Source organism: Citrobacter sp. Cpo032, assembly GCF_030332975.1.
GTDB lineage: Bacteria > Pseudomonadota > Gammaproteobacteria > Enterobacterales > Enterobacteriaceae > Citrobacter > Citrobacter portucalensis.
In genome coordinates, this window is sequence record NZ_JAOWGU010000044.1 from 450,877 (window position 1) to 462,245 (window position 11,369).

Sequence of the window (11,369 nt, forward strand, 5' to 3'; positions counted from 1 at the left end):
TTCAGGATTAAAAAATATGACCACACCCTCAAATTTAGACATCTACCAACTGATCGACACGCAAAACGGTCGCGTAACCCCACGAATTTATACCGACCCTGAAATTTACCAACTGGAGCTGGAACGCATCTTCGGACGCTGCTGGTTATTTCTCGCCCACGAAAGCCAAATCCCCAAACCCGGTGATTTTTTTAACACCTACATGGGCGAGGATGCAGTTGTGGTGGTTCGCCAGAAAGACGGCAGCATCAAAGCGTTTCTCAACCAGTGTCGCCACCGCGCAATGCGCGTCAGCTACGCCGACTGCGGCAATACCCGCGCCTTCACCTGCCCGTATCACGGCTGGTCGTACGGCATTAACGGCGAGCTGATCGACGTCCCGCTGGAACCGCGCGCCTACCCGCAAGGGCTGTGCAAATCGCACTGGGGGCTGAACGAAGTTCCTGGCGTAGAGAGCTACAAGGGACTGATTTTCGGCAACTGGGATACCTCCGCGCCTACGCTGCGCGATTATCTCGGCGATATCGCCTGGTATCTCGACGGTGTGCTGGATCGTCGTGAAGGCGGCACCGAAATCGTCGGTGGCGTACAAAAGTGGACCATCGATTGTAACTGGAAATTCCCCGCCGAACAGTTTGCCAGCGACCAGTATCACGCGCTGTTCAGTCATGCCTCGGCCGTGCAGGTGCTGGGGGCAAAAGACGACGGCAGCGACAAGCGCCTGGGCGACGGACAAACCGCCCGCCCGGTGTGGGAAACCGCCAAAGACGCGCTACAGTTCGGTCAGGATGGGCACGGCAGCGGATTTTTCTTTACCGAAAATCCCGATGCCAACGTCTGGGTCGACGGCGAAGTCTCCAGCTACTACCGTGACACCTACGCGGAAGCCGAGCAGCGTCTGGGAAAAGTTCGCGCCCTGCGTCTGGCCGGTCACAACAACATTTTCCCAACGCTTTCCTGGCTCAACGGTACTGCCACCTTAAGGGTCTGGCATCCGCGCGGGCCGGATCAGGTCGAAGTATGGGCATTCTGTATTACCGATAAAGCCGCCTCTGATGAAGTGAAAGCCGCGTTTGAAAACAGCGCCACGCGCGCCTTTGGCCCCGCCGGATTCCTGGAGCAGGACGACTCGGAAAACTGGTGTGAAATTCAAAAACTGTTGAAGGGTCATCGCGCACGCAACACCAAGTTGTGTCTGGAAATGGGGCTTGGCCAGGAGAAACGTCGTGAAGACGGCATTCCGGGGATCACCAACTACATCTTTTCGGAAACCGCCGCGCGCGGCATGTATCAGCGCTGGGCCGATTTACTCAGCAGCGAAAGCTGGCAGGAAGTGCAGGAAAAAACCGCCGCTTACCAGCAGGAGGTGATGAAATGAGCACCTTAGTTTCTCAGGAACTACACCATCGTATTACACAGTTTCTCTACCATGAAGCCAGCCTGCTGGATGACTGGAAGTTTCGTGACTGGCTGGCACAACTGGATGAAGACATTCGCTACACCATGCGTACGACGGTCAATGCCCAGACGCGCGATCGTCGCAAAGGCGTGCAGCCGCCGACCACCTGGATTTTCAACGACAACAAAGACCAGCTCGAACGTCGTATCGCGCGGCTGGAAACCGGCATGGCCTGGGCGGAAGAGCCACCGTCGCGTACCCGGCACCTGATCAGCAACTGCCAGGTCAATGAAACTGGAGTTCCCGACGTCTTTGCCGTGCGCCTTAATTATCTGCTGTATCGCGCGCAAAAAGAGCGCGATGAAACCTTTTACGTCGGCATGCGCATAGACAAAGTGCGCCGTTTGCCGGGCGATGAGTGGCGCTTACTGGAGCGTGAGATCGTGCTGGATCAAGCGGTGATCACCTCCCATAACCTGAGTGTACTGTTCTGATGAGTCGTGTTTATGCTTGCCCCGTAGGGGATTTGCCGGAGGGTGAAGCGCTCCGGCTTGATACCTCGCCCGTCATCGCGCTGTTCAACGTTGGCGGCGAGTTCTATGCCATTAACGATCGCTGTAGCCACGGTAACGCCTCGATGTCGGAAGGCTATCTGGAAGACGACGCTACGGTGGAATGCCCGCTGCATGCCGCCAGTTTTTGCCTGAAAACCGGCAAGGCGTTGTGTCTACCCGCCACCGATCCGCTAACCACCTACACGGTATATGTGGACGGTAGCGATGTGTTTGTTGATATTCCAGAGGACGCAAGATGAGCGATTTACGCGATAACGTGGTCTTTATCACCGGTGGCGGCTCCGGTCTTGGCCTGGCGCTGGTCGAGCGTTTCATCGAAGAAGGTGCGCGGGTCGCCACGCTGGAGTTGTCGCCAGCTAAAGTTGCCAGCCTGCGTCAGCGCTTTGGCGAACATGTGCTGGCAATCGAAGGCAACGTCACCTGCTACGCCGACTATCAGCGCGCGGTAGATCAAATCCTGACGCATTACGGTACGCTGGACTGTTTTATCGGAAATGCGGGGATATGGGATCACAACGCCTCGTTGGTCAATACGCCTGCGGATGCGCTGGAGAGCGGCTTTCATGAGCTGTTTAACGTCAACGTGCTGGGCTATCTGCTGGGCGCGAAAGCCTGTGCCGCTGCGCTTATCGCCAGCGAAGGCAGCATCATCTTTACCCTGTCCAATGCGTCGTGGTATCCCGGCGGCGGCGGCCCGCTGTATACCGCCAGCAAACATGCGGCTACCGGGCTGATTCGCCAGTTGGCATACGAGCTGGCACCAAAGGTTCGTGTTAACGGTGTCGGTCCATGCGGTATGGCGACAGATCTACGCGGCCCGCAGGCGCTGGGACAAAACGATACATCGATTATGCAGTCGCTGACGCCGGAAAAAATCGCCGCTATTTTGCCGCTACAGTTTTTCCCTGAGCCTGCGGATTTTACCGGCCCGTATGTAATGCTGGCGTCAAAACGCAACAACCGCACATTAAGTGGCGTGATGATCAATGCCGACGCCGGTCTGGGTATTCGCGGTATTCGTCACGTCGCCGCCGGACTGGATCTCTGAGGAGACGTTATGAACCCAAAAACTATCGCTATCGTCGGCGGCGGTCAGGCGGCGGCTATGGCTGCCGCTGCACTGCGCCAACAAGGTTTTGACGGCGAATTACACCTGTTTTCCGATGAGCAGCATCTGCCCTATGAACGCCCACCGCTCTCCAAAGCAATGCTACTGGACGACAATCCGCAACTTCAGCCGATACTCCCCGCTGACTGGTGGCGGGAACACAACGTACAGCTGCATCTGGGGGTTACTGTGCAGACGCTCGGCCGCCAAACCCATCAGTTGGTGCTGGCTAATGGGCAGAGTTATCCATGGGATCGGCTACTGATTGCGACGGGCGCTGCGGCACGCCCCTTTCCGCAACTGGATAAGCTGGGCGATCGTTGCTTCACCCTGCGCCACGCGGGCGATGCCGAGCGCCTGCGCGACAATTTATTGCCGGGCAAGTCGATTGTCATTGTCGGTGCGGGCACCATTGGTCTGGAACTGGCGGCCAGCGCGACTCAACGCGGCTGTCAGGTGACGGTGGTGGAGCTGGCGCCAACGGTCATGGGCCGCAACGCGCCTGCTCCGGTGCGCGACTACCTGCTAGCCCGCCACCAACTTGCGGGCGTGCGGGTATTGCTTAACAGCGCTATAGAGCATGTCGAAGCAGGAGAGTCTCTCTCGCTCACGCTACAAAACGGCGAAACTCTCACCGCTGATGCGGTGATCTATGGCATCGGTATCGTGGCGAACGATATGCTGGCCCGCGAAGCGGGGCTGGAGACGGCGAACGGCATTATCGTTGATACCGCCTGCACCACCTCCGATCCCGCGATTTTCGCCGCCGGTGACGTAGCGATAACGCGCCAGGCTGACGGTTCGTTAGTACGCGTGGAAAGCTGGGAAAACGCCAATTTTCAGGCACAGGTTGCCGCCGCCGCGATGCTCAATCAACCGCAGCCAGCAGCAACGCTGGGCTGGTTCTGGACCGATCAGTACCGTGATAATCTACAGTTTGTCGGCGAAATGCAGGGTGAGAACTGGCTCCTACGCGGCGATCCTGATGCGCAGAAAGCAATATGGTTTAACCTACAGGATGGCATGATTGTCGGCGCAGTAACGTTGAATCAGGGCCGAGAAATACGTTTATTGAGAAAATGGATTCAGGCAAAGAAAAAGCCGCCAGTGGCGACTTTAATCGATGAAACAATCTTGCTTAAGTCAATATAACTGCCGGATGGCACTTCGTTTATCCGGCCTACATGTGAGTTACCTGTAGGCCGGAAAAGGTGTTTACACCACCATCTGGCAATCCGTATGACTTACGCGTAAACCGGGAAACGTGCACAGATATCCAGCACTTTACCTTTGACGCGCTCGATAACAGCTTCGTCATTGATGTTGTCCAGAACGTCACACATCCAGCCAGCCAGCTCTTTCACTTCAGCTTCTTTAAAGCCACGGCGAGTCACAGCCGGAGAACCGATACGGATACCGGAAGTCACAAACGGGCTCTTCGGATCGTTCGGTACGCTGTTTTTGTTAACGGTGATGTTAGCACGGCCCAGCGCGGCATCAGCTTCTTTACCGGTCAGGTTTTTATCAACCAGATCCAGCAGGAACAGGTGGTTTTCAGTACCGCCAGAAACCACTTTGTAGCCACGGTTCAGGAACACTTCCACCATCGCTTTGGCGTTTTTGGCAACCTGCTGTTGGTAAACCTTGAACTCAGGCTCCATCGCTTCTTTCAGCGCCACAGCTTTCGCCGCGATCACGTGCATCAGCGGGCCGCCCTGCGCACTTGGGAACACAGCGGAGTTCAGTTTTTTGTACAGCTCTTCGTCACCGCCTTTCGCCAGGATCAGGCCACCGCGTGGACCCGCCAGGGTTTTGTGGGTGGTGGTGGTCACAACGTGTGCGTGTGGAACCGGGTTCGGATAAACGCCTGCGGCAATCAGACCCGCAACGTGCGCCATATCGACGAACAGATATGCGCCGATGCTGTCAGCGATTTCACGCATTTTTGCCCAGTCAACAACACCGGAGTAAGCAGAGAAGCCGCCGATGATCATCTTCGGTTTGTGCTCTTTGGCCTGCTTAGCCATGTCTTCGTAGTCAATTTTACCGGACTCATCAATACCGTAAGGGATGATGTTGTACAGTTTGCCGGAGAAGTTAACCGGGGAGCCGTGAGTCAGGTGGCCGCCTTGTGCCAGGTTCATACCCAGAACGGTATCGCCCGGTTGCAGCAGAGCGGTGTAAACAGCAAAGTTAGCCTGAGAACCAGAGTGCGGTTGTACGTTAGCGTAGTCAGCGCCAAACAGCTCTTTTGCGCGATCGATAGCCAGTTGCTCAACGATATCAACGTACTCGCAACCGCCGTAGTAGCGCTTGCCCGGATAACCTTCAGCATATTTGTTGGTCAGCTGAGAACCCTGCGCCTGCATAACACGCGGGCTGGTGTAGTTTTCGGAGGCGATCAGTTCGATGTGCTCTTCCTGACGTACTTTTTCCTGCTCCATAGCCTGCCACAGTTCGGCATCATAATCGGCAATGTTCATTTCACGCTTTAACATCCGCATCTCCTGACTCAGCTAACAATAAAATTTTCGGCCTTAAAAGGCGGTCCGTAGGACAACGGCGAACAGTATAACCGAATCATTCTTCGATAACAGGTCTTGACAAAGGATTTTACGCAAACGATTACCTTCATGGTACGCAAGGCTTTGGAGAACAAAGGTCTGCTGAATTTCAACGGATTTCTTTTCAGGTTTGTGATGCAGATTTTTCACGATGTAACCTTTACAACGCAAAGTTACAAAGAACCATTTACAATGCAGGGGTATTTTTTATAAGATGCATTTGACATACATCATTAAAGTCTCAGATAAAGGAAGACCGTATGCTTGACGCACAAACCATCGCTACAGTGAAAGCCACCATTCCCCTGCTGGTTGAAACAGGCCCGAAGCTGACCGCCCATTTCTACGACCGCATGTTTACGCATAACCCAGAGCTGAAAGAAATCTTCAACATGAGTAATCAGCGTAATGGCGATCAGCGTGAAGCGCTGTTTAATGCTATTGCCGCGTATGCCAGCAATATCGAAAATCTGGCGGCACTGTTGCCGGCTGTTGAGAAAATCGCACAGAAGCATACCAGCTTCCAGATTAAACCCGAGCAGTACAACATCGTGGGTGGCCATTTACTGGCAACGCTGGACGAAATGTTCAGCCCAGGCCAGGAAGTTCTGGATGCGTGGGGCAAAGCATACGGCGTGCTGGCGAACGTTTTCATCAACCGTGAAGCGCAAATCTACAGCGAAAATGCCAATAAAAATGGCGGCTGGGAAGGTACCCGTCCTTTCCGCATCGTGGCAAAAACCCCACGCAGTGCACTTATCACCAGCTTTGAATTTGAACCTGTCGATGGTGGCGCAGTGGCTGAATATCATCCGGGGCAATATCTGGGCGTCTGGTTAAAGCCGGAAGGTTTCCCGCATCAGGAAATTCGTCAGTACTCACTGACCCGTAAACCCGATGGCAAAGGCTACCGTATTGCGGTTAAGCGTGAAGACGGTGGTCAGGTTTCAACCTGGCTGCACAACCATGCGAATGTTGGCGACGTTGTTCACCTGGCCGCACCTGCGGGCGATTTCTTTATGGACGTCGCGACCGACACCCCGGTATCTCTGATCTCCGCGGGCGTGGGACAAACCCCAATGCTGGCGATGCTGGATACGCTGGCAAAAGCGAAGCATACGGCGCAGGTTAACTGGTTCCACGCGGCAGAAAATGGTGACGTGCATGCCTTCGCTGATGAAGTCAATGAACTCGGCAAAACGCTGCCACGCTTTAGCGCACACACCTGGTATCGTGAGCCAACCGAAGCCGATCGCGCGAAAGGTGCGTTTGATAGCGTAGGTCTGATGGATTTGAACAAACTGGAAAGCGCAATCAGCGATCCGGCTATGCAGTTTTATCTGTGCGGTCCGGTTGGTTTCATGCAGTTCGCCGCGAAGCAGCTGGTCGGTCTGGGCGTGAAAAACGAGAACATTCATTACGAATGCTTCGGTCCGCACAAAGTCTTGTAATGTGTTACGCGAGTAGGCCGGATAAGGCGTTTACGCCGCCATCCGGCAATCACTCTGCCTGATGCGCTACGCTTATCAGGCCTACAAATTAACGGCGCGGCTTAGATTGCCGCGTCGTCTTCTTCACCGGTACGAATACGAATAACGCGTGCCACGTCGAATACAAAAATCTTACCGTCACCAATTTTGCCGGTCTGGGCAGTACGGATAATGGTGTCGACGCAGGTATCGACGATGTCGTCGGTAACCACAATTTCAATTTTTACCTTCGGCAGAAAATCCACCATATATTCCGCGCCACGGTACAACTCGGTATGGCCTTTCTGACGGCCAAAACCTTTCACTTCTGTCACAGTCATACCGGTAATGCCGACTTCTGCCAGCGCTTCGCGGACGTCGTCCAGCTTGAAGGGTTTAATAATCGCATCAATCTTTTTCATGCTATTCCTTGAAAAGGTCGCCTGTCTTTTGATTGAATAAAGCTAACATAATCCGCAGATTTATTCTTTGAAATCGTTTGCATCCAGCTCGTGCCGAGAAAGCAATTTATAGAATTCGGTGCGGTTGCGCCCCGCCATTCTTGCCGCGTGGGTCACATTGCCCTTGGTGATTTGCAGCAGCTTACGCAGATAGTTGAGCTCAAACTGGTTACGCGCCTCAGCAAAGGTCGGCAGCGCGGTGTTTTCCCCTTCCAGCGCCTGCTCCACCAGCGCGTCGCTGATCACCGGCGAAGAGGTCAACGCCACGCACTGCTCAATTACGTTGACCAGCTGACGCACGTTGCCCGGCCAACTGGCGGTCATTAACCGCTTCATGGCATCGGTTGAAAAGGCGCGTACGAACGGTTTGTGCCGTTCAGCAGACTGGCGCAGCAGATGGTTCGCCAGCAGCGGAATATCTTCCGTACGCTCGGCCAGCGCAGGAATCTTCAGGCTCACCACATTGAGGCGATAGTACAAATCCTCGCGAAATTCGCCCCGTGCCATCGCTTTGGGTAAATCGCGGTGGGTCGCAGAAACGATCCGCACATCAATGTCGATATCGCGGTTACTGCCCAACGGTCTGACTTTTCGTTCCTGCAATACGCGCAGCAGTTTCACCTGTAACGGCGCAGGCATATCGCCAATCTCATCGAGAAACAGCGTGCCGCCTTCCGCGGCCTGAAACAGCCCTTCACGATTGCTCACCGCACCGGTAAAAGCACCGCGCGCATGACCAAACAGTTCTGATTCCAGCAGTTGTTCCGGCAACGCGCCGCAGTTAATGGCAATGAAAGGTTTTTGGCTGCGTGGGCTGGCGTTGTGAATAGCCTGAGCGAAAACTTCTTTCCCGGTTCCGCTTTGACCGTTGATCAAGACGCTAACGTCCGATTGCGCCACCATTCGCGCCTGTTCCAGCAGGCGTAGCATCAGCGGGCTGCGGGTAACGATAGATTCGCGCCAGCTGTCATCGGTGGCGGGCGCAGACTGTTCCAGCGCCCCGTCAATCGCGTGATACAACGCGTCCTTGTCGACTGGCTTAGTGAGAAAACTGAACACCCCTTGCTGGGTCGCCGCAACGGCGTCCGGGATGGAGCCGTGAGCGGTCAGGATAATCACCGGCATCCCAGGCTGTACTTTCTGGATTTCAGTAAACAGCTGCATGCCATCCATTTCATCCATGCGCAGATCGCTAATAACCAGATCCACTTTTTCACGGTTCAGCACCCGTAACCCTTCCTGCCCACTTTCCGCGGTCACGACGCTGTAGCCTTCGCTGGTCAGTCGCATTCCAAGTAATTTCAACAGGCCCGGATCGTCATCCACCAGCAGCAGATGCGCGGGCTTACGGCTTATCATGGCGTAACCTCATCGGCAGACGGCGCTGCGCCTTCTTCGTTATCAGGCGTAGTGAGTTTATCGTTCCCGTGCAGCGCATCAGGATTGTAGTTACCGCCAGGTTTGCGCGTGGAAAGCTGGCGCTCAATATCGGTCAGATTCTCCAGCTTGCGGGTCGTGAGATCGAGCTGGGACTGCAAATGCTGTTGCTGTTGACGCAGCGTATCGAGATCGCTGTCGGACGCCTGCTGGAGTTTGCTGTAGCGCATACGCTCTTCGGCAAGCTGCAACTGCAACGTTTGGCTGCTGCGCCAGACCTGATACAGCGGGCGTACCTGCGGCGGAATTTGCGGGCTTAACGCATCGAGGCGCGTAACAGCCTCCCGCCTTTCAGGCGGCGTAATGTTGGCATTATCGAGCAGGATCCCACGCCTGAAAGCGCCCTGCCAGGTATCTGCCATCAGGGTGCTGGCTTCACTACGCGCCTGCACCGGCATCAGGCGATTGGCACAATCCATCGCCCGCAGCCAGTACAACGGATTGGTTTCTGTAGACTGGCCAGACAGCGACCAGATATCCGTACAGTCGGTTGCAAGGTAGTCCGCCAGTTGATTAGGCGGAATTTTCTCCTGCGAGGGATCGCCGATAATATGATTCACCGCGTTCGGGACACAACCAACCAGCGCCAAGCACGGCAGGCTTGCGAGGATGACGCGACGAAGAAAATGTCGTTTAAGCATTCGGACAACAACGTATGGCATACTCACCAGACTTAGGTTTATTTTAGTGATTTTTCGCAGCAGCTAGCGGCAGTTCTATGCGAAAACAAACGTTTTGCGCATGGTCATCAACCAGATACAGCTTGCCCCGCATACGGCGGATGCAATCTCTGGCAATGCTTAGCCCCAACCCGCTTCCTTTTACCGCCCCTTTTCGCTGATGACTCCCCTGGAAAAAAGGCTCGAAGATCATGGTCTGTTCTGCTTCTGGAATCGGTGTGCCGGTATTCATTACATCGATGTATACCGTTGAGCCATGCAAACTGCTGCGGATCCAAATGTTACCGGATTCAGCACCATAGTGCACCGCATTGGAATAAAGATTGTCCAGCACGCTCATCAACAGCATCGGTTCTGCCAGGCAAGTGTTCACCGCAAGCGCAACATCAGTATGTATCATTTTGGCGCGAGCGGGCAGGCTATGCGCAGAAACAACGCTTTCCACCAGCGGCGCGATTTCCACACTTTCAAGTTCCACCTCGTCATCCGCCAGCTTGCGGTTGTAATCGAGGAGTTGTTCAATCAGCTTTTGCAGGTTACGGCTGCTGTCATCCAGAATACCGACCACCTCTTTTTGCTCCGGTGTTAACGGGCCAACCACCTGATCGGCCAACAATTCGGTACCTTCGCGCATGCTCGCCAGCGGTGTTTTCAGCTCATGGGAAAGATGGCGTAAAAACTGATGCCGTTGCGACTCAAGCCAGGAGAGGCGTTCGCTTAACCAGATGATACGCTGCCCCACGGATCTCAATTCCCGCGGCCCGGTAAATAATACGCTATCCCCCAGCGAGCGCCCTTCTCCCAGACAGTTGATCATCCGTTCAATGCCCTTCACCGGACCGATAATCATGCGGGTAAACAGCAAGACCATCGCCAGGCTGACGAGAAACAGCACCAGTGCCTGCCAGCCAAAAAACTGCCCGCGTTCGGCTATTTCCTGCTGTAACTGCTGCCCACGAGAAAAGACCACGGTACGCGTCGCTTGCACCATCTCGGTATTGGCATTGGCGAACGCTTCCAGCCGTGCAGCCGACACACTGTCAGGACCACTGTTTTTACACTGCAACTGCGCGAGATCGTTAAGATCCTGACGCAACGCCTGGTAGAGCTTGGTATCCGGCAACACCCCCGCATGCGCATCCAGCATGTCGCTGTAGCGTTTACGCTGGCTTTGGTAGACCCTGGCCAATGTTGGGTCATCAAGCACGCAGTATTGCCGATAGCTGCGCTCCATCTCCAGCGCGACGTTGGTCATCGCCTCGCTGCGTCTGGCATCAATCAGCGTGGTGCGGTTTGTCAGCGCAGCCTGCGCGCTCAGGGCATTCAGACTTTGCCATGCCTGCCAGGCCAGAACTAACAACGGCAGCAGGATAAGCAAGAAGGCCAACGTCACCAATTGACGTAAAGATCGGGGAAAAACTGACCAGCGCTTCAAGGCGTTACTCTCAATGGACAGGAATAGATTGATGCTAACTGAGGGGAACGCCAGATACAACAAAGCCGGGATTAACCCGGCTTTGTTGTGGAATAAGGCGGTGCCTAACTCGACGTTTCGCCCGGAGGTTGATATGAGCAATGCTAATATCAGATGTTGGACGGCAGGCACCTTGTTGTGCGTCATTCGAAGTTTATGTAGCACGTCCCGAAGGGGCTGACATAAGAAGGTGAATGAGCCA

At 54.7% G+C, this 11,369-nt stretch carries 11 protein-coding genes; 6 read left to right on the plus strand and 5 right to left on the minus strand.

The window, feature by feature from the left end; genetic code table 11:
* Window positions 1-16: 16 nt before the first annotated feature.
* Genes hcaE through hcaD form a run of 5 tightly spaced genes read left to right on the plus strand, consistent with a single transcriptional unit; the run spans window position 17 to window position 4,234 of the window.
* Window positions 17-1,378, plus strand: coding sequence for a 3-phenylpropionate/cinnamic acid dioxygenase subunit alpha (gene hcaE, locus OGY33_RS13240; RefSeq protein ID WP_118262734.1), 1,362 nt, complete (start codon window positions 17-19; stop codon window positions 1,376-1,378).
* Window positions 1,375-1,893 (plus strand): 3-phenylpropionate/cinnamic acid dioxygenase subunit beta, encoded by a 519-nt coding sequence (gene hcaF, locus OGY33_RS13245; RefSeq protein ID WP_191226925.1) that lies wholly within the window; start codon window positions 1,375-1,377, stop codon window positions 1,891-1,893. The genes hcaE and hcaF overlap by 4 nt, the downstream gene beginning before the upstream one ends.
* Window positions 1,893-2,213 (plus strand): 3-phenylpropionate/cinnamic acid dioxygenase ferredoxin subunit, encoded by a 321-nt coding sequence (gene hcaC / locus OGY33_RS13250; protein WP_008785480.1) that lies wholly within the window; start codon window positions 1,893-1,895, stop codon window positions 2,211-2,213. The genes hcaF and hcaC overlap by 1 nt, the downstream gene beginning before the upstream one ends.
* Complete coding sequence (hcaB, locus tag OGY33_RS13255) at window positions 2,210-3,022, plus strand: 3-phenylpropionate-dihydrodiol/cinnamic acid-dihydrodiol dehydrogenase (protein ID WP_103015197.1); 813 nt, start codon at window positions 2,210-2,212, stop codon at window positions 3,020-3,022. Before hcaC ends, hcaB begins: the two co-directional genes overlap by 4 nt.
* A gap of 9 nt (window positions 3,023-3,031) precedes the next feature.
* Complete coding sequence (gene hcaD, locus OGY33_RS13260; RefSeq protein WP_191238229.1) at window positions 3,032-4,234, plus strand: phenylpropionate dioxygenase ferredoxin reductase subunit; 1,203 nt, start codon at window positions 3,032-3,034, stop codon at window positions 4,232-4,234.
* A gap of 92 nt (window positions 4,235-4,326) precedes the next feature.
* Here hcaD and glyA read toward each other — a convergent pair whose 3' ends face one another.
* The gene (gene glyA, locus OGY33_RS13265) at window positions 4,327-5,580 is read right to left on the minus strand and encodes a serine hydroxymethyltransferase (protein WP_003835277.1); all 1,254 of its coding nucleotides are present in this window, start codon (window positions 5,578-5,580) and stop codon (window positions 4,327-4,329) included.
* A 326-nt stretch (window positions 5,581-5,906) separates the two neighbouring features.
* Here glyA and hmpA point away from each other — a divergent pair, with 326 nt between their 5' ends.
* The gene (gene hmpA, locus OGY33_RS13270; protein ID WP_003037624.1) at window positions 5,907-7,097 is read left to right on the plus strand and encodes an NO-inducible flavohemoprotein; all 1,191 of its coding nucleotides are present in this window, start codon (window positions 5,907-5,909) and stop codon (window positions 7,095-7,097) included.
* A 101-nt stretch (window positions 7,098-7,198) separates the two neighbouring features.
* Here the strand turns inward: hmpA and glnB are convergent, their stop codons facing one another.
* From glnB to qseE, 4 genes are read right to left on the minus strand one after another with little or no spacing between them, the layout of a single operon-like run.
* Window positions 7,199-7,537: a nitrogen regulatory protein P-II gene (gene glnB / locus OGY33_RS13275; RefSeq protein ID WP_002914032.1), complete on the minus strand. Its 339-nt coding sequence runs from the start codon at window positions 7,535-7,537 to the stop codon at window positions 7,199-7,201.
* 60 nt (window positions 7,538-7,597) lie between these two features.
* Window positions 7,598-8,932 carry a two-component system response regulator GlrR gene (glrR, locus tag OGY33_RS13280; protein WP_353622501.1) on the minus strand — a complete coding sequence of 445 codons (1,335 nt, stop codon included), beginning with the start codon at window positions 8,930-8,932 and terminating at the stop codon, window positions 7,598-7,600.
* Window positions 8,932-9,675 (minus strand): two-component system QseEF-associated lipoprotein QseG, encoded by a 744-nt coding sequence (gene qseG / locus OGY33_RS13285; RefSeq protein WP_032944248.1) that lies wholly within the window; start codon window positions 9,673-9,675, stop codon window positions 8,932-8,934. Before qseG ends, glrR begins: the two co-directional genes overlap by 1 nt.
* A 22-nt stretch (window positions 9,676-9,697) precedes the next feature.
* Window positions 9,698-11,128 (minus strand): two component system sensor histidine kinase QseE/GlrK, encoded by a 1,431-nt coding sequence (qseE, locus tag OGY33_RS13290; RefSeq protein WP_103286014.1) that lies wholly within the window; start codon window positions 11,126-11,128, stop codon window positions 9,698-9,700.
* Window positions 11,129-11,369: the final 241 nt, after the last annotated feature.

Bases quoted from the DNA above. Each gene is read 5' to 3' on its own strand.
- hcaE (WP_118262734.1), top strand. From the start codon at position 17: ATGACCACACCCTCAAATTTAGACATCTACCAACTGATCGACACGCAA.
- hcaF (WP_191226925.1), top strand. From the start codon at position 1,375: ATGAGCACCTTAGTTTCTCAGGAACTACACCATCGTATTACACAGTTT.
- hcaC (WP_008785480.1), top strand. From the start codon at position 1,893: ATGAGTCGTGTTTATGCTTGCCCCGTAGGGGATTTGCCGGAGGGTGAA.
- hcaB (WP_103015197.1), top strand. From the start codon at position 2,210: ATGAGCGATTTACGCGATAACGTGGTCTTTATCACCGGTGGCGGCTCC.
- hcaD (WP_191238229.1), top strand. From the start codon at position 3,032: ATGAACCCAAAAACTATCGCTATCGTCGGCGGCGGTCAGGCGGCGGCT.
- glyA (WP_003835277.1), bottom strand. From the start codon at position 5,580: ATGTTAAAGCGTGAAATGAACATTGCCGATTATGATGCCGAACTGTGG.
- hmpA (WP_003037624.1), top strand. From the start codon at position 5,907: ATGCTTGACGCACAAACCATCGCTACAGTGAAAGCCACCATTCCCCTG.
- glnB (WP_002914032.1), bottom strand. From the start codon at position 7,537: ATGAAAAAGATTGATGCGATTATTAAACCCTTCAAGCTGGACGACGTC.
- qseG (WP_032944248.1), bottom strand. From the start codon at position 9,675: ATGCCATACGTTGTTGTCCGAATGCTTAAACGACATTTTCTTCGTCGC.